The organism is Agromyces sp. NPDC058104, from assembly GCF_042884835.1.
GTDB lineage: Bacteria > Actinomycetota > Actinomycetes > Actinomycetales > Microbacteriaceae > Agromyces.
The window spans coordinates 55,223-77,847 of the sequence record NZ_JBHVTD010000004.1 but is presented as its reverse complement, the minus strand read 5'-3'; the positions used below and the strand labels follow the sequence as shown (position 1 = coordinate 77,847).

23 protein-coding genes are annotated in these 22,625 nt (G+C 72.5%); 20 read left to right on the top strand and 3 right to left on the bottom strand.

Annotated elements, in window-relative coordinates:
* Positions 1-20: 20 nt before the first annotated feature.
* Complete coding sequence (locus ACFVTH_RS17820; protein ID WP_386941968.1) at positions 21-782, bottom strand: lysophospholipid acyltransferase family protein; 762 nt, start codon at positions 780-782, stop codon at positions 21-23.
* 85 nt (positions 783-867) lie between these two features.
* Between ACFVTH_RS17820 and ACFVTH_RS17815 the strand changes: the two genes are divergently transcribed.
* From ACFVTH_RS17815 to ACFVTH_RS17790, 6 genes are all read left to right on the top strand, one after another.
* Complete coding sequence (locus tag ACFVTH_RS17815; RefSeq protein WP_387093856.1) at positions 868-1,512, top strand: 4'-phosphopantetheinyl transferase family protein; 645 nt, start codon at positions 868-870, stop codon at positions 1,510-1,512.
* Positions 1,513-1,549: 37 nt separating this feature from the next.
* On the top strand, positions 1,550-2,644 hold the full coding sequence (gene dxr, locus ACFVTH_RS17810) for a 1-deoxy-D-xylulose-5-phosphate reductoisomerase (protein WP_387093853.1): 1,095 nt from the start codon (positions 1,550-1,552) through the stop codon (positions 2,642-2,644).
* Positions 2,645-2,689: 45 nt separating this feature from the next.
* The gene (locus tag ACFVTH_RS17805) at positions 2,690-4,015 is read left to right on the top strand and encodes a M50 family metallopeptidase (RefSeq protein WP_387093851.1); all 1,326 of its coding nucleotides are present in this window, start codon (positions 2,690-2,692) and stop codon (positions 4,013-4,015) included.
* Positions 4,016-4,106: 91 nt separating this feature from the next.
* Positions 4,107-5,324: a sensor histidine kinase gene (locus ACFVTH_RS17800; RefSeq protein WP_387093848.1), complete on the top strand. Its 1,218-nt coding sequence runs from the start codon at positions 4,107-4,109 to the stop codon at positions 5,322-5,324.
* Entirely contained in the window at positions 5,321-6,001 is a 681-nt protein-coding gene (locus ACFVTH_RS17795; RefSeq protein ID WP_387093846.1) for a response regulator, read from the top strand. The genes ACFVTH_RS17800 and ACFVTH_RS17795 overlap by 4 nt, the downstream gene beginning before the upstream one ends.
* Before the next feature lie 152 nt (positions 6,002-6,153).
* Positions 6,154-6,456, top strand: a complete 303-nt coding sequence (locus ACFVTH_RS17790) for an SHOCT domain-containing protein (RefSeq protein ID WP_387093844.1) — start codon at positions 6,154-6,156, stop codon at positions 6,454-6,456.
* A gap of 62 nt (positions 6,457-6,518) precedes the next feature.
* On the opposite strand, the gene ACFVTH_RS17785 is transcribed toward ACFVTH_RS17790, so the two are convergent.
* Both ACFVTH_RS17785 and ACFVTH_RS17780 read right to left on the bottom strand, forming a co-directional pair.
* Positions 6,519-7,769 carry a low temperature requirement protein A gene (locus tag ACFVTH_RS17785; RefSeq protein WP_387093841.1) on the bottom strand — a complete coding sequence of 417 codons (1,251 nt, stop codon included), beginning with the start codon at positions 7,767-7,769 and terminating at the stop codon, positions 6,519-6,521.
* A gap of 135 nt (positions 7,770-7,904) precedes the next feature.
* Complete coding sequence (locus tag ACFVTH_RS17780) at positions 7,905-9,089, bottom strand: acetyl-CoA C-acetyltransferase (protein ID WP_387093839.1); 1,185 nt, start codon at positions 9,087-9,089, stop codon at positions 7,905-7,907.
* Positions 9,090-9,226: 137 nt separating this feature from the next.
* Between ACFVTH_RS17780 and ACFVTH_RS17775 the strand changes: the two genes are divergently transcribed.
* The 14 genes from ACFVTH_RS17775 to ispG all read left to right on the top strand — a co-directional run bounded on the left by ACFVTH_RS17775 (position 9,227) and on the right by ispG (position 22,590).
* Complete coding sequence (locus ACFVTH_RS17775) at positions 9,227-10,423, top strand: substrate-binding domain-containing protein (protein WP_387093836.1); 1,197 nt, start codon at positions 9,227-9,229, stop codon at positions 10,421-10,423.
* A gap of 76 nt (positions 10,424-10,499) precedes the next feature.
* Positions 10,500-11,255, top strand: a complete 756-nt coding sequence (locus tag ACFVTH_RS17770; RefSeq protein ID WP_387093834.1) for an ABC transporter ATP-binding protein — start codon at positions 10,500-10,502, stop codon at positions 11,253-11,255.
* A complete protein-coding gene (locus ACFVTH_RS17765) occupies positions 11,252-11,980 on the top strand; it encodes an ABC transporter ATP-binding protein (protein WP_387093831.1) in 729 nt (242 codons plus the stop codon). Before ACFVTH_RS17770 ends, ACFVTH_RS17765 begins: the two co-directional genes overlap by 4 nt.
* On the top strand, positions 11,980-12,855 hold the full coding sequence (locus tag ACFVTH_RS17760; protein ID WP_387093828.1) for a branched-chain amino acid ABC transporter permease: 876 nt from the start codon (positions 11,980-11,982) through the stop codon (positions 12,853-12,855). Before ACFVTH_RS17765 ends, ACFVTH_RS17760 begins: the two co-directional genes overlap by 1 nt.
* On the top strand, positions 12,852-13,943 hold the full coding sequence (locus ACFVTH_RS17755; protein ID WP_387093825.1) for a branched-chain amino acid ABC transporter permease: 1,092 nt from the start codon (positions 12,852-12,854) through the stop codon (positions 13,941-13,943). The genes ACFVTH_RS17760 and ACFVTH_RS17755 overlap by 4 nt, the downstream gene beginning before the upstream one ends.
* On the top strand, positions 13,936-15,507 hold the full coding sequence (locus ACFVTH_RS17750; RefSeq protein WP_387093823.1) for a class I adenylate-forming enzyme family protein: 1,572 nt from the start codon (positions 13,936-13,938) through the stop codon (positions 15,505-15,507). Before ACFVTH_RS17755 ends, ACFVTH_RS17750 begins: the two co-directional genes overlap by 8 nt.
* The gene (locus tag ACFVTH_RS17745) at positions 15,504-16,244 is read left to right on the top strand and encodes a TetR/AcrR family transcriptional regulator (protein ID WP_387093821.1); all 741 of its coding nucleotides are present in this window, start codon (positions 15,504-15,506) and stop codon (positions 16,242-16,244) included. Before ACFVTH_RS17750 ends, ACFVTH_RS17745 begins: the two co-directional genes overlap by 4 nt.
* A complete protein-coding gene (locus ACFVTH_RS17740; RefSeq protein ID WP_387093818.1) occupies positions 16,241-16,987 on the top strand; it encodes a 3-hydroxybutyrate dehydrogenase in 747 nt (248 codons plus the stop codon). Before ACFVTH_RS17745 ends, ACFVTH_RS17740 begins: the two co-directional genes overlap by 4 nt.
* Positions 16,984-17,892, top strand: a complete 909-nt coding sequence (locus ACFVTH_RS17735; protein ID WP_387093816.1) for an alpha/beta fold hydrolase — start codon at positions 16,984-16,986, stop codon at positions 17,890-17,892. The genes ACFVTH_RS17740 and ACFVTH_RS17735 overlap by 4 nt, the downstream gene beginning before the upstream one ends.
* Complete coding sequence (locus ACFVTH_RS17730) at positions 17,889-18,662, top strand: CoA transferase subunit A (RefSeq protein WP_387093814.1); 774 nt, start codon at positions 17,889-17,891, stop codon at positions 18,660-18,662. The genes ACFVTH_RS17735 and ACFVTH_RS17730 overlap by 4 nt, the downstream gene beginning before the upstream one ends.
* 2 nt (positions 18,663-18,664) lie before the next feature.
* Positions 18,665-19,306: a CoA transferase subunit B gene (locus ACFVTH_RS17725; RefSeq protein ID WP_386941987.1), complete on the top strand. Its 642-nt coding sequence runs from the start codon at positions 18,665-18,667 to the stop codon at positions 19,304-19,306.
* A gap of 88 nt (positions 19,307-19,394) precedes the next feature.
* On the top strand, positions 19,395-20,447 hold the full coding sequence (locus tag ACFVTH_RS17720; RefSeq protein WP_387093812.1) for an alpha/beta fold hydrolase: 1,053 nt from the start codon (positions 19,395-19,397) through the stop codon (positions 20,445-20,447).
* A gap of 94 nt (positions 20,448-20,541) precedes the next feature.
* A complete protein-coding gene (locus tag ACFVTH_RS17715; RefSeq protein ID WP_387093809.1) occupies positions 20,542-21,267 on the top strand; it encodes a hypothetical protein in 726 nt (241 codons plus the stop codon).
* A gap of 192 nt (positions 21,268-21,459) precedes the next feature.
* Positions 21,460-22,590 carry a flavodoxin-dependent (E)-4-hydroxy-3-methylbut-2-enyl-diphosphate synthase gene (gene ispG / locus ACFVTH_RS17710; RefSeq protein WP_387093806.1) on the top strand — a complete coding sequence of 377 codons (1,131 nt, stop codon included), beginning with the start codon at positions 21,460-21,462 and terminating at the stop codon, positions 22,588-22,590.
* Positions 22,591-22,625 lie beyond the last annotated feature (35 nt).

The following is a 22,625-nucleotide window of genomic DNA, read 5'->3' as shown; positions in this document are numbered from 1 at the left end:
GGCGCCCGCTGGGAGCCGGGTCACACCCGCTCGCGCGGAACGACCTTGTCGGCGAGCCGGGCGAGCGCGCCCTGCGGCGGCACCTCGTTGTACTGCCCGGCGAGCTCCTGCCCGGTCAGGGCGTGGATCGCGGCCATGATCTCGTCGGTCGCGGCGCGACGAGCGCGTCCGCTCGTGGCCGGGCCGTGGTGGCTGAGGTCGAGCGGCTCGCCGAACCGCACCGTGACGGGGCGCACCCGCGGCACCTTCGCGCCGATCGGCTGGATCTCCTGGGTGCCGACGAGTCCGACGGGCACGACCGTCGCGCCGGTGGTGAGGGCGAGCCAAGCCACGCCGGTACGGCCGCGGTAGAGGCGCCCGTCGGTCGAGCGGGTGCCCTCGGGGTAGAGGGCGAAGGCCTCCGACTGCTCGAGGATGCGACGGCCGGCCTCGAGGGCCTCCTGCGCCGCAGCCCCGGCGCCGCGTTCGACGGGCACGGCGCCGATCGCGCCGAAGAAGGTGCGCGAGAGCCAGCCGGAGAACCCGGTGCCGGTGAAGTAGCTGGACTTCGCGAGGAACTGCACGGGTCGCGGGGAGGCGAGCGGGATCACGACGCTGTCGACGAACGACAGGTGGTTCGAGGCGAGGATGACCGGTCCGCGCTTCGGGACGTTCTCGCGGCCGGTGATCGTGGGCCGGTAGACGAGGAGGGCGATCGGCTTCAGCATGCCGCGGAAGATGCGGTAGGCGGGTCCCCGCTTGACCGCGGGGGCGGGAACGGCGTCGGCCTCGATCTCACTCACCTTCCGACCCTACGAGCCCCGGTATGCGACGGGCGGAATATCCACGGCCTGCCTCGGACGGGCCCGATGGGGGAGGATTGGGGTCATGGATGCGGTCGTCGACGGCGAGATCGTCGAGTTGCCGGGCGGGGACGCCCGCGTGGTGACGGCGGCGCGCGGCCGCCGCGGCGCCGGCCCCGGACCGGAGCAGTTGCTGCGGCGCCTGGTCGCCGCGGGGTCCGGGGTGCCGGCCGACGACGTCGAGCTCGTGCAGTCCTGCGAGACGTGCGGCGGCCGCCACGGGCGCCCGACCGTGGGCTACCCGACGACGCCGTCCGGCGCGCCCTGGTTCGTCGATGCGGGCGCCGCCGGCGAGCTCGTCGTCGCCGCGGCCGCGACGCGGCGACGGGTGGGCGTCGGCGTCGAGCTCGTGAGCGCCGCCGCCCTCGAGGGCGTCGACGAGGCAGCGCTCCACGCGAGCGAGCGGGCCGCGCTCGCCGCGCTCGACCCGCCCGAGCGGGCCCGGGCGCGGGCGATGCTGTGGGCGCGCAAGTCGGCGCTCCTGCGGGCGATCGGCCACACCGAGTTCACCGAGCCCTCGACCCTCGCGCTCACGATGCCGGGCGACGACGAGGGCATCGGACGCATCGAGCGCACCGTGCCCGAGTTCGGCCCCGGGTGGCGCGGCGTCCGGTTCCACGACCTCGCCGTGCCCGGCGCGGTCGTCGCCTCGGTCGCAGTGCTCGGCTGACCGGATGCCGCGGCGCTCCGCGCCATACAGTGGACTCGTGCGCAACGTCATCATCCTCGGCTCATCCGGTTCGATCGGCACGCAGGCCCTCGACGTCATCCGTGCGAACTCGAGGCGGTTCGAGGTCGTCGGCCTCGCCGTCGGCTCGAACCGCGCCCTCCTCGACGAGCAGGCGGCGGAGTTCGGCGTCGAGCACACGGCCGTCGGCATCGACGAGGCCGTGCAGCTCGTGCAGAGCGTCGACGCCGACGTCGTGCTGAACGGCATCACGGGCTCGGTCGGCCTCGGCCCCACGCTCGCGACGCTCGAGCGCGGCACGACCCTCGCGCTCGCGAACAAGGAGTCGCTGATCGTCGGCGGCGACCTCGTCACCCGCCTCGCGAAGCCCGGGCAGATCGTTCCCGTCGACTCCGAGCACTCGGCGATCGCCCAAGCACTGCGCTCCGGCACCGACGACGAGGTGCGCCGGCTCGTGCTGACCGCGTCGGGCGGGCCGTTCAGGGGCCGCAGCCGCGCCTCGCTCGAGGCCGTGACGCCCGCCGAGGCGCTCGCGCACCCCACGTGGGACATGGGCCTCGTCGTCACGACGAACTCGGCGACCCTCGTGAACAAGGGCCTCGAGGTCATCGAGGCGCACCTGCTCTTCGACGTCGACTACGACCGCATCGACGTCGTCGTGCACCCGCAGTCGATCGTGCACTCGATGGTCGAGTTCGTCGACGGCTCGACGATCGCCCAGGCCTCGCCGCCCGACATGCGGCTGCCGATCTCGCTCGGCCTCGACTGGCCGAACCGGGTCGCCGCCGCGGGCCGGCCGCTCGACTGGACGCGGGCGCAGAGCTGGACCTTCGAGCCGCTCGACGAGGCCGCGTTCCCCGCGGTGGCGCTCGCCAAGCAGGTCGGCCGCGCGGGCGGCGAGTACCCCGCGGTGTTCAACGCCGCCAACGAGCAGGCGGTCGCGGCGTTCCACGCGGGCCGCATCGGGTTCCTCGACATCGTCGACACGGTGCGCGACGTGGTCGAGCAGCACGAGGCATCCGGGGCCGTGACCCTCGATTCGCTCGCCGCGGCCGAGTCGGGCGCCCGTCGCGCCGCCGACGCGCGCATCGCCCGGCGCTCAGCCGATCGATAGCCGGCACCCAGCGCGCACCGAGCGAGCGGCAGTACGCTGTCCGACGTGGATTCCGTGCTCGCATTCGTGATCGGCGTCGCCATCATTGTGATCGGCCTCGCCGTCTCGATCGGCCTGCACGAGGTCGGCCATCTCGTTCCGGCGAAGCTCTTCCGCGTCAAGGTGACGCAGTACATGATCGGCTTCGGCCCGACGATCTGGTCGCGCCGGAAGGGCGAGACCGAGTACGGCCTGAAGGCGATCCCGCTCGGCGGCTACATCGCGATGATCGGCATGTTCCCGCCGGCCAAGGGCGAGCGGGCCCACGAGGACTCGACGGGGTTCTTCCGCGGCCTCGTGCAGGACGCGCGCGACTCGAGCGCGGAGTCGATCGGCGCGGGCGACGAGGATCGGGCGTTCTACCGGCTCCCGGTGTGGAAGCGCATCATCATCATGTTCGGCGGCCCGTTCATGAACCTGCTGCTCGCGGTCGTGCTCTTCGGGGTGCTGCTCATGGGCTTCGGCACGGCGCAGGCCTCGACCACGGTCGGCTCGGTCTCGGCGTGCGCGCTGCCGGCCACGAGCGAGCGCCAGACGTGCGAGCCGGGCGACCCCGCCGCCCCCGGCGCGGCGGCCGGCATCGAGCCCGGCGACCGCATCGTCTCGGTCGCGGGCGAGCCCATCGACAGCTGGGCCGAGTCGACCGCGATCATCCGCGAGCACGCGGAGGAGCCCGTCGAGTTCGTCGTCGTCCGCGACGGCGAGGAGGTCGCGCTCACGGTCACGCCGATGCTGAGCGAACGCTACGTGCTCGACGAGCAGGGCCAGGTCGTCACGGATGCCTCGGGCGAACCCCGCACCGTGCAGGCCGGCTTCGTCGGCATCGGTGCCGCGACCGAGACCGTGCCGCAGCCCGTGACGGCGGTGCTCCCCGCGGTCGGTCAGCAGATCAGCGGCGTCACCGGCATCATCTTCAACCTGCCCCAGCGCATGGTCGACGTCGCGAACGCCGCCTTCGGACCCGAGGAGCGCGACCCGAACGGCCCGATGTCGGTCGTCGGCGTCGGCCGCGTCGCCGGCGAGATCGCGAGCCTCGACGAGATCCCGCTCGCGTCGAAGGCCGCGAGCATGGTGGGTCTCCTCGCGGCGCTCAACGTCGCGCTGTTCGTGTTCAACCTCATCCCGCTGCTGCCGCTCGACGGCGGCCACATCGCGGGGGCGTTGTGGGAGGCGATCCGGCGCGGGTTCGCGAAGCTCTTCCGGCGACCCGACCCGGGTCCCGTCGACCTCGCGAAGCTCATGCCGATCACGCTCGGCGTGGTCGTGATCTTCGGTGCGATGAGCGCACTGCTCATCTACGCCGACATCGTGAAGCCGGTCTCGCTGCTCTGATGCCGACGGCGGTTCCGTACTCCCGGGGGAGTAGGCGATGAGTCGACGCCGGGGCGACGGCCGCGCCGCGCGCCGGGTCTACGATCGGACCGTGCCCGATCGACGCAGCCCCGAGCCCGGCTGGAGGGGCGGCCCGCCGTGGGCGGGGCCGCCGAGCTGGGTCGGACCCGACGGCGACGAGCGCCGCCGCCCGCCAGCCGCGTTCGTGCTGCTCGCCCCCGTCGTGATCAGCCTGCTCGTGCAGGTGCCGGCCGCGATCGGCGTGGCGATCTGGCACGAGGTCGGCCTGCCCGCCGGGCTCGCGCAGTTCGCGCTCGCCGCGGCGGGCCCGCTCGCACTCCTCGGCTCGCGCCGGTATCCCGGCCCCACGGTCGCCGTCGTCGCGCTCGCGGCGCTCGCCGACTTCCTCCTCGCGCCCGACATCGGTCCGCCGTACGTCGCGCTGCTCTTCGCGATCGCGCTCGCCGTGGCGCGCGGGGCGGTGGTCTGGGCCGCGGCGTCGGTCATCGCCGCGTGGCTCGTCGCGGTCGTCGTCGGGCCCCTCGTCGGGGTCTCGTGGTCGCCGCTGCGCATCGCCTTCACGACGCTCGCGCTCGCCGTGTGCTTCGGCATCGGCTGGTTCGCGCGCACGCGCCGCGCGCGGTTCGCCGCCGCGCGGGCCGAGGCGATGCGGCGCAGGCAGACGGCCGAGGAGCGCGAACGGGTGCGCATCGCGCGCGAGCTCCACGACGTCATCGGCCACGCCCTCTCGCAGATCAACGTGCAGGCGAGCGTCGGCCTCCACCTCATGGATCGCGATGCCGAACAGGCGCGCACCGCGCTCGTGCACATCAAGGAGACCTCGAAGACCGCCCTGGAGGAGGTGCGGAGCGTGCTCGGCGTCATCCGCGACGGCGAGGCGCCGCTCGTCCCGCAGGCCGAGCTCGCCGAGCTCCCACGGCTCGTACGCGGGATCGCGGCACCGGGATTCGCGGTCGAGCTCGACGACCGGCTCGCGGCGCCGCCCGGGCGAGCGGTGCAGTTCGCCGCGTACCGCATCGTGCAGGAGGCGCTCACGAACGTCGTGCGGCACGCCGGGGCGAGTCGTGCCGCCGTCGTGCTCGAGCGCCCTGGCGACGAGCTCGTCGTCACGATCGACGACGACGGACGCGGGTTCGCGGTCGACGGCGCCGACGCCGCGTCGGAGGGTCGCGGGGTGCTCGGCATGCGGGAGCGCGCCGCCCTCCTCGGCGGCTCGGTCGAGCTCGGCGGGTCCTCCCTCGGCGGCACCCGCGTGACGGCGCGGCTCCCGTGGAGCGACGCCGTATGATCCGGATCGCGTTGGCCGACGACCAGCTGCTCGTGCGGGCGGGCTTCCGTGCGCTGCTCGACGCCGAGGACGACCTCGAGGTCGTCGGCGAGGCATCCACCGGCGAGGAGCTGCTCGCCCTCGTGCGCGAGCGCCCGGTCGACGTGGTGCTCATGGACATCCGCATGCCGGGCGGCGACGGCCTCTGGGCGACCGAGCAGATCGCCGCCGATCCGGCGCTCGCGGGCGTCCACGTCGTCATCGTCACGACGTTCGAACTCGACGAGTACGTCGCGCGGGCCGTGCGCGCCGGTGCGGCCGGGTTCCTCGTGAAGGACACCGAGCCCGTCGACCTGCTGCGGGCGGTGCGCGTCGTCGCCGCCGGCGAGGCGCTGCTCTCGCCAGGGGTCACCAAGCGCCTGCTCGAGCGGATGGCGACCGGCCTCCGCGACGCCCCCGACGAGGCCGCACTCGCCGCCCTCACCGAGCGGGAGCGCGAGGTGCTGCGACTCGTCGGCCTCGGGCTCACGAACGAGGAGATCGCGGGTCGGCTCGTGCTGAGCCCGCTCACGGCGAAGACCCACGTCTCGCGGATCATGCAGAAGCTGCACGCCCGCGACCGGGTGCACCTCGTCGTCGTGGCCTACGAGTCGGGCCTCGTCGCGCCCGGCTGGCAGGGCGAGACCGGTCGGCCCTGAGGGCGCTCCCGGCCCGAGCGGCGCCCGCGGCCGGCCTGCTCCCGGGGGAGCAGGCGAAGTGCCTCCGCCGGGCGGATTCGCCGCGGCGCCGTGCTCGCGAGACTCGATTCGACGGTCGAGACGCGACCGCACGAATCATCCGGGAGCACCCCATGTTCACGACCCTCGCCGCCACCGCGGCCACCCACGCCGGCCCCTGGGCCGCCGGATTCGGATGGGCCTTCTTCCTCATCCCGATCTTCTGGTTCCTCGTCATCGGGCTCATCGTCTTCCTCGTGAGCCGCAACCGCCGCCGGTACTGGGCGAACGGCGGCCCCGAGGGATACGGCCCTCCGTGGGCGAGGGGCGCGAGTGCCGAGCAGACCCTCGGCCAGCGCTTCGCGAACGGCGACATCGACGAGACCGAGTACCGCGCCCGTCTCGAGGTGCTGCGCGCGAACCGGCCGAACGCCTGACCCCGAGCAGCGAATGCGGATGCCCCGGCCGAGTGCCGGGGCATCCGCGTCGTGCCGTGCGCTCAGCGCAGGATCTCGTCGAGCGCGGCCTTCTGATGCCGGTGCCCGACGGTCTCGTAGCCGACCACGACGACGATCGGCGAGCAGGCGGCGACGACGATGCCGACGGGCAGGCTCGCGCCCGCCGCGACCGCCACGATCGCGAGCGCGAGCACGGCGAGGCTGCCGATGAAGAGCCCGATGTGGAACGGGTCGAAGCGGGCCATCAGGAAGCTGTAGAGCGTGAACAGCGCCGTGAGGAAGATCGCGACGGGCACGACGACCGTGCCGAGGGCGGCGACGTCGTCGATGTGCGCCTCGTCGGTGATCGCGTTCGCCGCGACGTGCAGACCCGCCCCCGTCGCCGCGAGCGAGCCGAACACGATCATGTGCCCGTAGCCCCACACGTACGAGCGGCGGCGGAACCGGGCGAGGAGCTTGCCCGACGGCATCGTGAAATAGGTCCACCACAGGCCGAACGCGAGCAGGGTGCCGCCGAGCGCGACGAGGCCGGCGTCGATCGACCAGTGCTCCTCCTCGACGACCGCGGAGATCGCGAGGATCGTGCCGAGCACGACCTCGCCGAGGGTGATGATGACGAGCAGCCCGTAGCGCTCGGCGATGTGATGGGGATGCCACGGCGTCGTGCCGCCGCGCCGTTCGGCCAGCGGCGGGATCGCCATCTCGCAGAGTCCGAGCAGCACCCAGATCCAGAGCGTGAGCGCGAACGGCAGGTTCACGATGATGAGCACGATCCACGCGAGCTGCACGACGCCGAGGTAGCCGGCGTAGCGGAGCGCGGTGCGGCGCGACGCCGGGTCGTGCCGGGCGATGCGCAGCCAGAGGGCGATCGTCGAGAGGCGCATGATCACGTAGCCCGCGATGATGACGGCGTTGTCGACGTGCTCGCCGCCGTCGATCGAGTGGAAGAACTCGGGCATGCCGAGGGCCATCACGAGTACGCCGACCATCTGCACCATGGTCGCGACGCGCACGTAGACGTCGTCGTTGTCGTACGCGCTCGCGAGCCACGTGTAGTTGATCCACGCCCAGCAGATCGCGAACACCGCGAGCGAGAAGGCGATGATCGCCGAGCCGAAGTGCCCGAGCTCGAGCAGGTGCGCCGCCTGCGTGCCCGCCTGGCTGAACGCCACGACGAAGGTGAGGTCGAAGAGCAGCTCGAGTGGCGTGGCCGGGCGGTGCGACTCGCTCGGGTCGCGCCCGACCATCCGGCGGAGGCGGTGGTCGAGCGGCGGGTGCGCTGACGTCGTCATGCGCATATCGTTTCAGGATTTCGCGCGCTCGTCAGGACGATTCCGCAGAGAACGTCCTGAGCGGCGTACGTTCTCCTGAAACGGTGCTGGGCGAGGGGATGCCTCGGCGAGGCGCCGCGGCATCCCCGGCCGGGGTCAGCGGCTGAGCAGGAGCGCCTCGCCCTGGCCGCCGCCGCCGCAGAGGGCGACCGCCGCGTTGCCGCTGCCGCGGCGCGCGAGCTCGAGGGCCGCGTGCAGGGCGAGGCGCGCGCCGGAGGCGCCGATCGGGTGGCCGAGCGCGATGGCGCCGCCGTGCGCGTTGACGCGCTCGAGGTCGAGATCGAGGTCGCGCGCCGACTGCAGCGAGACGGCGGCGAAGGCCTCGTTGATCTCGACGACATCGAGGGCGGATGCCTCGAGCCCGCCCTTCTCGAGGGCCGCCGCGATGGCGTTGGAGGGCTGCGAGTGCAGCGAGTTGTCGGGGCCCGCGACCTGGCCGGCGGCGCCGACGAGCGCGAGCCAGGGCAGCCCGCGCGACTCCGCCCATTCGCGGCTCGCGACGACGACCGCCGCGGCGCCGTCGGAGAGGGGGGAGGAGTTGCCCGCGGTGATCGTGCCCTCGGCGCTGAACGCGGGGCGGAGCTTCGCGAGCACCTCGACCGTCGAATCGGGGCGCACCCCCTGGTCGTCGGTGACGACGACGGGGTCGCCCTTGCGCTGCGGGATCTCGACGGGCACGATCTCGTCGGCGAAGACGCCGTCGGCCTGCGCGGCGCCGGCGCGCACGTGGGAGGCGGCGGCCACTTCGTCCTGTTCGGTGCGGCCGATGCCGTAGCGGCCGTTGAAGCGCTCGGTCGAGGCGCCCATCGACTCGCGGTCGAAGGCGTCGGTGAGGCCGTCGTGGGCGGCGTGGTCGAGGAGCTCGACGCTGCCGTAGACGTGCCCGGCCCGCGAGCCCGGCAGGAGGTGGGGCGCGTTCGTCATCGACTCCTGGCCGCCGGCGACGACGACGTCGGCCTCGCCGAGGCGGATGAGCCGCGCGGCGTCGGTGATCGCCACGAGGCCCGACAGGCAGACCTTGTTGAGGGTGGTCGCGGGCACCCGCCACGGGATGCCGGCGGCGACGGCGGACTGCTTGGCGGGGTTCTGGCCCGCGCCCGCCTGGAGGACCTGACCCATGATCACGGCGTCGACGTCGTCGGGGGAGACGCCGGCCTTCGCGAGGGCCCCGCGGATGGCGACCGTGCCGAGTTCGACCGCGCTCTGCCCGGCGAGGTTGCCGTTGATGCGGGCGAACGGGGTGCGGGCCCCCGCGATGATGACGACGTCGGGGATGCTCATGTCTCCTGGACTCCTTCGTACGGGTTGCGAGCGTTGCGCTTCGCAGCCTATTGTACTTTCCTGAGACCTGAACCAGATGTCAGGTTCTCCCGAGAAGCATCACATTCCCAGCCATTCACTGTTGAGAGGCAGAACCCATGCGGGCTACGAAGAAGTACCTCGCGACGGCCGTCATCGCCGCCGCTTCCCTCGCTCTCGTCGGCTGCGCGCCGACCGCGGGCGCCGATCCCGCGGCGAGCGACGCCGGCGCTCCGGTGAAGGTCGCCATGCTGACCTCGCAGACCGGCCCGCTCGCCGCCTACGGCGAGGCCTACACCGCCGGCTTCGAGGCCGGCCTCGACTATGCGACCGACGGCACCGGCGCCGTCGACGGCCGCGAGCTCGAGATCGAGTGGGCCGACGACCAGGGCAACCCCGACACCGCCGTCGCCAAGGCGAAGGACTTCATCGGGCAGGGCTACCAGATCCTCGCGGGGACCGCAGCGTCGGGCATCGCGACCGCGCTCGCCGAGCAGGCCGCGCAGAACCAGATCCTCTACATCTCCGGCCCCGCCGCCGCCGACGCCATCACCGGCGTCAACGAGTACACCTTCCGCTCCGGTCGCCAGACCTACCAGGACGTCGCGACCGCCGGCACCTTCATCGGCGACCCCGCGGGGAAGAAGGTCGTCGTCTTCGCGCAGGACAACGCCTTCGGCCAGGGCAACCTCGCCGGCGTGCAGGCCGTGCTCGGCAGCAAGGGGGCGGCCGTCGAGGGCGTGCTCGTCGCCGAGGACGCCACCGAGTTCACGCCGTTCGCGCAGCAGCTCATCAGCGCGGCGCCCGACCTCGTGTTCGTGGCCTGGGCCGGCGCCTCCTCCGGGGCGATGTGGACCGCGCTCTCGCAGCAGGGCGTCTTCGACGCCGTCCCGGTCGTCACCGGCCTCGGCGACGTCGCCACGTACGGCGCGTACGGCGAGGCGTCCGCCGACATCTCGTTCCTCAACCACTACTTCGGCGGAGCGGCCGGCACCGACGTCGAGGCCGCGATGATCGAGCACCTCGAGGCCGCGGGCGCCACGCCTGACCTGTTCTCGCCCGACGGCTTCGTCGCGGCGCAGATGATCGTGCAGGCCGTGCGCGAGGGCGGCGACACCGTCGACGGCATGATCGATGCCCTCGAGGGGTGGACGTTCGACTCGGTGAAGGGCGAGATCACCGTCCGCGCCGAGGACCACGCCATGATCCAGCCGATGTACCAGGCGAAGCTCGTCCAGGACGGCGGCGCCTGGATCCCCGAGCTCGTCGACACGATCGACGCGGACGAGGTCGCACCGCCGGTCGCCGGCGAATGACCATCGGGGCCGGCGGCCGCCCCATCCGGCCGCCGCCGGCCCGCCCTCCTCGCCCGACCCCTGACCGAAGGCAGCAATGACCGACCACGCGATGCTCAGCCTCGAGCAGATCGGCCTCCGCATCGGCGGCGCCCGCATCCTCGAGGGCGTCTCGCTCGACGTGCCCGCCGGGCAGATGCTCGGCGTCATCGGCCCGAACGGCGCCGGCAAGACGACCCTCTTCAACGTCGTCTCGGGCGTCGTCCGGCCCACCGCCGGACGCGTCCTCCTCGACGGCGCCGACGTCACCCGTGAGCCGATCCACCGGCGCGCCGCGGCCGGCCTCGGGCGCACGTTCCAGACCTCGAGCCTGTTCCCCGCGCTCAGCGTGCTGGAGAACGTGCGACTCGCGGCGCAGGCGCACGCGGGCGGGGCGACGAGCCTCGTCCGCATCCCTCGGGCGAGCGACGCGGCGAGCGAGCGCGCCCTCGAGTGCCTGGCCGAGGTCGGGCTCGAGCATCGGGCCGGCGCCGAGGCATCCGGTCTGGCGCACGGCGAGAAGCGCAAGGTCGAGATCGCCATGCTCCTCGCCACCGACCCGAAGGTGATCCTCCTCGACGAGCCCATGGCGGGCGTCGCCTCGGGCGACGTGCCCGCGCTCACCGAGGTCATCCGGGGGCTCCACCGCGGCGGACGCACCGTGCTCATGGTCGAGCACCACATGGAGGTCGTCCTCGGCCTCGTCGACCGCGTCGCGGTCATGCACCACGGCGAGCTCCTCGCCGTCGACACCCCGGAGGCCGTGATGGCGAACCCGACCGTGCAATCCGCCTACCTCGGGGAGGCGATGTGAGCGAGACCACCCGCCGCGAGCCCATCCTCGTCGTCGACCGCCTCTCGGGGCGCATCGCCGGCCAGCAGGTCATCGAGGACGTCGCCTTCGAGGTGCCCGCCACGGGCGTCACCGCCCTCCTCGGCCGCAACGGCGTCGGCAAGACCTCGACGATCAAGTCGATCCTCGGGCTCATCGAACGCACGGGCGAGGTGCGTCTCGCCGGCGAGCGGATCGAGACGCTGCCCACCCACCGCATCGTGGCGCGCGGCGTCGGCTACGTGCCCGAGGACCGCGAGGTCTTCGGCCAGCTCACCGTCGCCGAGAACCTCCGCCTCGCCGAGCGCGACGCCTCGCCCCGGCGCGAGCTCGTCGAACGGCTCTTCCCCGACCTCACCGCGCGGCGCGCGCAGCGCGCCGGCACCCTCTCCGGCGGTCAGCAGCAGATGGTCTCGCTCGCGCGGGCCCTCGTGAACGAGAACCGGCTGCTGCTCGTCGACGAGCCGACGAAGGGGCTCGCCCCGCGCATCGTCGACGAGGTCGCCGTCGCGCTCGCCGAGGCGGCGCAGACCGTGCCGATCCTCCTCGTCGAGCAGAACCTGCGCGTCGTGCGCCGGCTCGCCGAGCGCGTCGTGGTGCTCTCGGGGGGTCGCGTCGTCCACACCGGCGGCGCCGCCGAGTTCCTCGACGACGACGAGCTCGTCCACCGCCACCTCGGCGTCCACGACGCGAGCGAGGCCGCCTGATGTCGACGATCGTCCTGCTGCTCATCACCGGACTCGGGCTCGGTGCGCTCTACTTCCTCGTCGCGAGCGGGCTGTCGCTCATCTACGGGCTCATGGGCGTCCTGAACTTCGCCCACGGCTCCTTCCTCACGATCTCGGCCTTCCTCGGCTGGGAGGTCGGCCGCCGGGTCTCCGACGGCACCTGGTGGGGGCTCGCGATCTCAGCGATCGTCGGCATCGCGGTCGGCGCGATCGTCGCCGCCCTCACCGAGTACCTGCTCATCCGACGGCTCTACGAGCGCCATATCGAGCAGGCGCTCGTCACCGTCGGGCTCTCGCTCGCGACGGTCGCGCTCTTCGAGGGCATCTGGGGCACCGACCCGATCTACACGGCCCGGCCCGACTGGCTCACGCAGACGACCGAGATCCTCGGGGCCAAGATCCCGAACGACCGGTTCCTGCTCATCGCCTGCGCCGTCATCGTGCTCGGCGGCATCGTGCTCTTCCTCAAGCGCACCCGCTACGGCCTCATCATCCGCGCCGGCGTCGAGAACCGGCAGATGGTCACCGCGCTCGGCATCGACGTGCGGCGCTCGTTCACCCTCGTGTTCGCGATCGGCGGCGCCGCAGCCGGCCTCGGCGGCGTGCTCGCCTCGGTCTACTACGGCTACGTCTCCGCCCACCTGGGCTCCGTGCTGCTCATCTTCGCGTTCATCGTGACGGTCATCGGCGGCCTCGGCTCGCTCACGGGCGCCGCCGTCGCCTCGGTGCTCGTGGCCGTGCTCCAGCAGTTCGCCAACTACTACCTCGGCGGCACCGGCGACCTCGTGGTCGTCGTCGCGCTCGCCGCGGTGCTGCTCATCCGCCCGCGAGGACTCATGGGGAAGATCGCATGACCCGGAACAAGACCCTCTGGCTCGCCGCAGGCGGCGTGCTCCTCGTGGTGCTCCTCGCCGTGCTGCCGCTCCTGGCCATCGAGATCCCGGGCGTGCTGCCCGGCCCGACCTACACCCCGGGCACGCTGCAGCTCATCGCCTACGCGATGCTCATCGCCGCCCTCGCGCTCAGCTACCGCATGATGTTCGGCCTCGCAGGCCTCCTCTCGTTCGGGCACGCGCTGTTCTTCGCCGCGGGCGCCTACGGGCTCGGCATGACGCTCGACGCCTTCGGCCCCGCCGACTGGCCGAGCGAGCTGATCTTCCTGGGCTCGATCGTCGTCACCCTCGTCGCGGGCTTCGTGCTCGCCGCGACCGTCGGCGCGCTCGCGCTCCGGGTCACCGGCATCTCCTTCGCGATGGTGACCCTGGCCTTCGCTCAGGCCGGGTCGGTGCTCATCCGCCGCAACCCCGGCGGCGCCACCGGCGGCGACGAGGGCCTCGCCCTCGACATCGAGCACGTGCCCGACGCCCTCGTCGGCGTGCTCAACACCCGCAACCTCTACTGGGTCGCGCTCGGGGTGCTCGTGTTCGTCTACCTCGTGGTGCTCTGGGTCGAGCAGAGCCGAGCCGGTCATGTCGCCGCCGCGACCCGCGAGAACGAGCTGCGGGTGCGCGTGCTCGGCCTCCGGCCGTACAACGTGAAGCTGCTCATCTTCGTCGTCGCCTCGGTGCTCGCCGCGGTCGCCGGCATGGGCTACCTGCTCCTGCAGTCGGGGGCCGCTCCGCGCGTCGCCACGGCCGACTTCACCCTGACCCTCCTCGTCATCGTCGTGCTCGGCGGAGTGGGGTATCGCTGGGGCGCGATCGTCGGCGGTATCGTCTACACACTGCTCGACCAGCGGCTCACGGCGCTCGCGGGCTCCGAGTTCATCGCGGGGCTGCCGGCCGTGCTCCGGGTGCCGCTGAGCGAGCCGCTGTTCATCCTGGGAACGCTCTTCATCCTCGTGGTGCTGTTCCTGCCCGGGGGGATCGCGGGCATCCCGCAGCGCATCCGCTCGGGGCGCGCGAGCCACCCGGCCGAGTCGGAAGAGGTGGCGGATGCCTGACGGACGGCACACGCTCGGGCGGTGGACCCGCGACCGGGCCCGCGCGACGCCCGAGCGCATCGCGATCGACGATCGCGGCGTGGTCGTGCGGTACCGCGAGCTCGACGAGCGGGCCGAGCGACTGGCCGCGGCGTTCCGGGCGGCGGGCTACGCGGTCGGCGACCGGGTGGCGACGATCACCGGCAACAGCGCCGACCAGGTGGTGCTCTTCTTCGCCTGCGCGAAGGCGGGGCTCGTGCTCGTGCCGCTGTCGTGGCGGCTCGCCCCGCGCGAGCTCGCGGCCCAGCTCGAGATCGCCGAGCCCGCGCTCCTCCTCGTCGAGAACGAGTTCGACTCGCTCGGCCGGGCGACGCTCGCGCGGCTCGCGCGCCGCGTCCCGAGCACCGCGCTCGGCGCCCACGGCGTCGAGGCCGAGGTGCCCGCGCCCGGCCGCGACGGCGGGCCCGTGGCATCCGAGCGCACGGAGGTGCTCGACGACGACGCGCTGCTCATCATCTTCACCTCGGGCACCACCGCGACCCCGAAGGGGGCGGTGCTCACGCACGCGAACTGCTTCTGGACGAACCTCTCGTTCTCGCGCATCGCCGAGCTGCGGGCGGCCGACACGGTGCTCGCGGTGATGCCGCAGTACCACGTCGGCGGCTGGAACATCCAGCCCCTGCTCGCCTGGTGGACGGGCGCGACGGTCGTGCTCGAACGCACCTTCGACCCGGGCCGCGTGCTCCACCTCATCCAGGAGCGACGCATCACGACGATGATGGGCGTGCCCGCGAACTACCTCTTCCTCGCGCAGCACCCCGCCTTCGGCGAGACCGACCTCTCGAGCCTCGAGCACGCCATCGTCGGCGGGGCGCCGATGCCGCCGGCCCTGCTGCGCACCTGGCACGCCCGCGGCGTCGCGCTCACCCAGGGCTACGGGCTCACCGAGGCCTCCCCGAACGTGCTGTGCCTGCCCGACGACGACGCGCTCCGGCGCGCCGGGTCGGCCGGCAAGCCCTACCCGCACGTCGACGTCGCCGTCGCCGACCCGGTGACGGGCGAGCGCTTCGCGGGGGCGGCCGAGGGGGAGCTGCTCGTGCAGGGGCCCGGCGTCTTCTCCGGCTACTTCCGCGACGAGGCGGCGAGCGCCGCGGCGCTCCGCGACGGGTGGCTGTACACGGGCGACCTCGTCCGGCGCGACGCCGACGGCTACTTCACGATCGTCGACCGGCTGAAGGACCTGTACATCACGGGCGGCGAGGGCGTCGCGCCCGCCGAGGTCGAGGCCGCGCTCATGGCGCACCCGGCGGTTGCGGACGTCGCGGTCGTCGGCGTCCCCGACGAGCGCTGGGGCGAGGCCGGCGTCGCGTGGGTGGTCACCGCCCGCGGGCGGGTCACGGATGCCTCGGAGCTGATCTCGTTCGCCCGGGAATCGCTCGCGCACTTCAAGGCCCCGCGCGAGGTGCGGTTCATCGACGAGCTGCCCCGTTCGGCAGCCGGCAAGGTGCTGCGGCGCGCGCTCGCCGAACGCACGGGCGACCGACCCGACCTGCCGACCCGACCTGAGCTGGAGGAGACCCGATGAGCGCGGCACCCCGCACCGCCCGCGGCGAGAAGACCCGGCGGCGCCTGCTCGAGGCGGCCGAGCACGTGTTCGCGGCCCACGGCTACCACGAGGCATCCGTCTCGCGCATCACCGAGCGCGCCGGCGTCGGCCAGGGCACGTTCTACCTCTACTTCGACACCAAGCTCGACGTGTTCAACGAGCTCGTCGAAGACCTGAACCACCGGGTGCGGCAGGCGATGAGCGAGGGCTCCCGCGGTGCGGCGAGCCGCATCGAGGCCGAACGCGCCGGGTTCGCGGCGTTCTTCCGCTTCACCGCCGAGCACCCGGCGCTCTACCGCGTCGTGCGCGAGGCCGAGCTCGTCTCGCCCGACGCCCTGCGCCTGCACTACTCGCGCATCGTCGAGGGCTACATCGACGGGCTCCGCGACGCGGCCGAGGAGGGCGAGATCGGCGACATCGACCCGACCGTCGCCGCATGGGCGCTCATGGGCGTCGGCGAGATGATCGGCATGCGCTGGGTGCTCTGGGGCGACGGCGACGCAGCCCCCGGCGACCCGGCCGATCCGACGGCGAGCGGCACCCGGGAGGTGCCGGCGCAGGTGCTCGACGAGATGATGCGCTTCATCGCGGGGGCGCTCGGACGCCCCGCGCTCGTCGCCGAGGTGCGCTCCGCACCCGACCCGGCAGGTGCGCTCGGACGCCCCGCGCTCGCACCAGACCCGCGGCCCGCCGCGGACGACAAGGAGGAATCGTGACCGACCTTTCAGGGCGACGCGCCGTCGTCACCGGGGGAGCGAGCGGCATCGGCGAGGCCTGCGCGCGCGCCTTCGCCGCCGCGGGCGCGCACGTCGTGATCGCCGACCTCAACGCGGAGGCGGCCGAGCGGGTCGCGAGCGAACTCGGCGGCGAGGCCTGGGCGGTCGACCTGGGCGACACCCCTGCGCTCGCCGGGCTCTCGCTCGACGCCGACATCCTCGTGAACAATGCGGGCATCCAGCACGTGCGGCCCATCGAGGACTTCGAGCCCGAGCGATTCGCCCTCATCATGCGGCTCATGCTCGAGTCGCCGTTCCTCCTCATCCGCGCCGTGCTGCCCGGCATGTACGAGCGCGGCATCGGCCGCGTCATCAACGTCTCGAGCGTGCACGGCCTGCGCGCCTCGCCGTTCAAGTCGGCGTACGTCGCCGCGAAGCACGGCCTCGAGGGCCTCTCGAAGGTGACCGCGCTCGAGGGCGGCCCGCACGGGGTCACGTCGAACTGCATCAATCCCGGCTACGTCCGCACGCCGCTCGTCGAGAAGCAGGTCGCCGACCAGGCACGCGTGCACGGCATCCCCGAGTCCGAGGTGCTGCCGAAGATCATGCTCACCGAGTCGGCGGTCAAGCGGCTCGTCGAGCCCGCCGAGGTCGCGAGCCTCGCGCTCTGGCTCGCCGGGCCCGATGCGGGCATGGTGACGGGCGCGAGCTACACGATGGACGGCGGATGGAGCGCACGATGAGCGTCACCGGGGTCACCGCGGTCGCTGCGCCGGTCGCCGGCGGGCTGCTCACCGGCGGCCAGTGGCATGAGGATGCGCCGGGGCTGCCCGTGCTCGCGGTGCACGGCATCACCGCGAGCCACCGCAACTGGGACCTCTTCGCGCGGGCCCTGCCCGAGCGCCGCATCGTCGCGCCCGACCTCCGCGGACGGGGCCGCAGCAACGCCCTGCCCGCGCCGTACGGCCTCGAGCAGCACGCCGACGACCTCGCGGACCTGCTCGACGCGCTCGGCATCGAGCGCGCGTACGTCGTCGGCCATTCGATGGGCGCCTTCGTCTCGGTCCGGTTCGCCGAGCGCCACCCCGAGCGGGTCGCGGGGCTCGCGCTCGTCGACGGCGGGCTGCCCGTGCCGAGCCCCGAGGGCGTCGCCGCCGAGGAGCTGCCGAAGCTGCTGCTCGGGCCGGCGCTCGAGCGTCTCTCGATGACCTTCGCCGATCGTGCGGCCTACCTCGACTTCTGGCGGAGGCATCCGGCCCTCGGCCCGTACTGGAACGAGGCGATCGAGGCCTACGTCGAGTACGACCTCGACGGGCGCGAGCCCGAGCTGCGCAGCTCGGCGAACGCCGACGCCGTCGCCGTCAACGCCGTCGAGCTCGACGGCCGCGGCGGCTACACGGCCGCCCTCGAGGCGCTGCCCGGACCGGTCGACGTGTTCCGCGCACCGCGGGGTCTGCTCGACGCGGACCCGCTGTACCCCGAGGCGCTCGTCGCCGAGTGGGCCGCGCGGGTGCCCGCGCTCGTCACCCACGAGGTCGCCGACGTCAACCACTACACGATCCTCATGACGGAGGGCGGCACGGGTAGCGTGATCCCTGTGATCCGCGCCCGCATGGAGGCCGCCGACACACAGGAAGGTGCAACGTGACACTCGACAAAGTCGTCGGGTCCGCCCAGGAAGCGGTCGCCGACATCCCCTCAGGAGCCAGTCTCGCCGTCGGCGGGTTCGGGCTCTGCGGCATCCCGATGGTGCTCATCCAAGGGCTGCTCGATGCCGGAGTCGACGGGCTCTCCGTCGTCTCGAACAACTGCGGCGTCGACGACTGGGGGCTCGGCGTGCTGCTCGCGAAGCAGCGCATCGCCAAGATGACCTCCTCGTACGTCGGCGAGAACAAGGAGTTCGAGCGCCAATACCTCTCGGGTGAGCTCGAGCTCGAGCTCACCCCGCAGGGCACGCTCGCCGAGAAGCTCCGCGCGGGCGGCTCGGGCATCGCCGCGTTCTTCACGCAGACCGGCGTCGGCACGCAGGTCGCCGAGGGCGGGCTGCCCCGGCGCTACCACGCCGACGGCTCGATCGCCGTCGCGAGCCCCGAGAAGCCGGTGCAGACCTTCGAGTTCGCGGGCTCGCCGCGCGAGTTCGTGCTCGAGGAGGCGATCACCACCGACTTCGCCCTCGTGCACGCCCTGAAGGGCGACCGCCACGGCAACCTCGTGTTCGACAAGTCGGCCCGCAACTTCTCGCCGCTCGCGGCCATGGCCGGCCGCATCTGCATCGCCCAGGTCGAGGAGCTCGTCGAACCGGGCGAGCTCGACCCCGACGCCGTCCACCTGCCGGGCGTCTACGTCGACCGCGTCGTCGTCGTCGGCCCCGACATCGAGAAGCGCATCGAACGCCGCACCGTGCGAGAGGGGAACTGACGATGGCGCTCACCAGACTCGAGATGGCGGCCCGTGCCGCCCGCGAGCTCGCCGACGGCTCGTACGTGAACCTCGGCATCGGCCTGCCCACCCTCGTGCCCAACTACGTGCCCGACGACGTCACCGTCGTGCTGCAGTCCGAGAACGGCATCCTCGGCGTCGGGCCGTACCCGACGGAGGACGCCGTCGACCCCGACCTCATCAACGCCGGCAAGGAGACGGTGACGGTGCTGCCCGGCGCCGCCTACTTCGACTCGGCGACGAGCTTCGGCATGATCCGCGGCGGCAAGATCGACGCGGCCATCCTCGGCGCCATGCAGGTGTCGGCCGCGGGCGACCTCGCCAACTGGATGATCCCCGGGAAGATGGTGAAGGGGCCCGGCGGCGCGATGGACCTCGTGCACGGCGCCCGCAAGGTCATCGTGCTCATGGAGCACGTCGCCAAGGACGGCACGCCGAAGATCGTGCACGAGTGCTCGCTGCCGCTCACCGGCCGCGGAGTCGTGCACCGCATCATCACCGACCTCGCCGTCATCGACGTCACGCCCGAGGGGCTGAAGCTCGTCGAGCTCGCACCCGGCGTCACCGCCGACGAGGTCGTCGCCGCGACCGAACCCCCGCTCGACACCGCCGGGCTCGCATAGCCCGCGGCTCCGAGCGCACCACCTCCGAGGCCCGGTGCGGGCCACCCGGCCCGCACCGAGCCTTCGACGACCCCGGAAAGGCCCAGCAATGATCGACACCCTCCTCCCCGGCATCGAGTCCGCGACCGTCCTGACGCCCCGCCTCCGCGCGGGCGTGCTGCGCCGGCGGTCCGACGCCCCGTCGACGACCGTGGTCTTCGTGCACGGCAACGTCTCCTCCTCGCTGTTCTGGCAGCCGATCATGCTGGCCCTTCCCGCCGACGTCGATGCGATCGCGATCGACCTCCGCGGATTCGGGGCGAGCGAGACGCTGCCGGTCGACGCGAGCCGTGGCGTCCGCGACTTCTCCGACGACGTCGCGAGCGTGATCGACGCACTCGGGCTCGGCGCCGTGCACCTCGTCGGCTGGAGCATGGGCGGCGGCGTCGCCATGCAGCTCCTCCTCGACCGGCCCGAACTCATCGCGAGCCTCACCCTGCAGTCGACGGTGTCGCCGTACGGCTTCGGCGGCACGGCCGCCGACGGCTCGCTGCTCGTCGCGGATGCCGCGGGCACGGGCGGCGGCGGCGCGAACCCCGACTTCGTGGCCCGGCTCGAGGCCGGCGACCGCACCGAGGAGGCCGGCGCCTCGCCGCTCGCCGTCTACCGCTCGAGCTACGTCGCGCCCGGCTTCTCCTCGGAGTACGAGGCGATCTGGGTCGAGTCGATGCTCTCGACGGCGACCGGGCCCGACAACTACCCGGGCGACGCGACCGCATCCGAGAACTGGCCGGGGTTCGCCCCGGGCGGCCGCGGGGTGCTCAACACGATGGCGCCGACGAACTTCGACACGTCGGCGATCGTCGACCTCGACCCGAAGCCACCCGTGCTCTGGATCCACGGCGCGCAGGATGCGATCGTCGGCGACGCCTCGTTCTTCGACCTGAACATGCTCGGCAAGGCCGGCATCATCCCCGGCTGGCCGGGCGACGAGGTCGCACCGCCGCAGCCGATGGTGTCGCAGACCCGGGCCGTGCTCGCCCGCTACGCGGCGGGCGGCGGTGCCGTCACCGAGCTCGAGCTCGACGGCTGCGGCCACTCGCCCCACCTCGAGCACCCCGAGGCGTTCCTGGGGGCGCTGCTCGCCGTCATCGCGGCGTGAACAAGCGTTACCGATTCGTGGTGTTCGACCGCTGATCCCCCGTGTGGCAGTCCGCCAGAATTGCGGAGAACGGTCGGCGAGATGAGCGGGGGAGATGATGCGGCTTCGCAGCTGGGGAGCAGTGCTCGGGGCGGTACTGGTGAGCGGTCTGCTCGCGGCGTGCGCGTCCGGCGCGACGGGCGCTGAACCGACGCCGACGCCGACGCAGTCCGCGACGCGCGCGCCTACCCCGGTCGATCCGCTCTCGGGCGTGACCGTGCTCGTCGCGACCGCGACCTCGCTGCAGCTCGTCGACGCCGAGGGCGCGGTCATCGAGGAGTTCGCCTACCTCGACCAGCCCGAACAGGTGCTCGCCGCGATCGAGCAGGTCTTCGATGCCGCCCCGGTCGACGAGGAACGGCCGGGGTCGAACCACACCCCGCCGTCGACCGCGCACACCTGGGGCGAGGTCGAGATCGAGGTGCGGCACTACGACGAGGAGCAGCGCGAGGCGGAGCAGATCGGCCTGAGCTGGCCCCGCTTCGCCGTCTACTTCGACGCACCAGAGTACGACGGAGTCGAACTGACGACGCCGTCGGGCGTGCATGCGGGAGACGCCTTCGCCGACCTCGAGACGGAACTCGATCCTGAGGACTGGACGTGTGTGGGCAGCGCGGTCGATGTCGTCACGCTCGACGAGTACGTCGAATTGCAGGGCGGCATGGTCGAACGAGAATACGGTGTCGCCCTCCACCACGACGGCTGGAACGCGACGCCGGCGGATGACGCCGCCGTCGTCTGGATCGGTGCGCCGTTCGCGGTTGCCGACGGCTGCGCCTGATGCATCCCGAACACGCATCCGAACTGAGAGCAGGATGATGACACCGTCCTCGAAACGTCCGTTCGGGTGGGCGACCGTCGCGACCGTGACCGTGATCCCCACGACGATGGCGGGCTGAGGCATCCCGCTGCTCGCAGCCGGGACCCCGCCGAGCGCAACTACACTTGAGTCGTGCCTGCTGTGAATCTCGGAATGCCGAAAATCCCCGAAGTCCTGGCCCCGCGACGCAAGTCCCGCCAGATCAAGGTGGGCAAGGTGCTCGTCGGCGGCGACGCCCAGGTCAGCGTGCAGTCGATGACGACGACGCCCACCACGAACATCAACGCGACGCTGCAGCAGATCGCCGAGCTCACGGCATCGGGCTGCGACATCGTGCGCGTCGCCGTGCCGAGCCGCGACGACGCCGAGGCGCTCCCGATCATCGCCAAGAAGAGCCAGATCCCCGTCATCGCCGACATCCACTTCCAGCCGAACTACGTCTACGCCGCGATCGACGCGGGGTGCGCGGCGGTGCGCGTGAACCCGGGCAACATCCGCAAGTTCGACGACCAGGTCGGCGAGATCGCCCGGCGTGCGAAGGAGGCCGGGGTCTCGCTCCGCATCGGCGTCAACGCCGGCTCCCTCGACCCGCGACTGCTGCAGAAGTACGGCAAGGCGACGCCCGAGGCACTCGTCGAGTCGGCCGTGTGGGAGGCCTCGCTCTTCGAGGAGCACGACTTCCACGACTTCAAGATCTCGGTGAAGCACAACGACCCGATCGTCATGGTGAAGGCGTACCGCATGCTCGCCGAGCGCGGCGACTGGCCGCTGCACCTCGGCGTCACCGAGGCCGGCCCCGCCTTCCAGGGCACCATCAAGTCCGCGACCGCGTTCGGCATCCTGCTCGGCGAGGGCATCGGCGACACCATCCGCGTCTCGCTGAGCGCCCCGCCCGTCGAAGAGGTCAAGGTCGGCCTGCAGATCCTGCAGTCGCTGAACCTCCGCGAACGCAAGCTCGAGATCGTCTCGTGCCCCTCGTGCGGCCGTGCCCAGGTCGACGTGTACAAGCTCGCGAACGACGTCACCGAGGGACTCGAGGGCATGAGCGTGCCGCTCCGCGTCGCCGTCATGGGCTGCGTCGTCAACGGCCCCGGCGAGGCGCGCGAGGCCGACCTCGGCGTCGCCTCGGGCAACGGCAAGGGGCAGATCTTCGTGAAGGGCGAGGTCATCAAGACGGTCCCCGAGTCAGAGATCGTCGCGACGCTCATCGCCGAGGCCAACCGCATCGCCGACGAGATGGGCTCGGATGCCCCGGTCGGCACGCCCACCGTCGTCACTCCCTGACCGGCGGCGTCGAGCCCGCCTGGATGGGCGAGGGT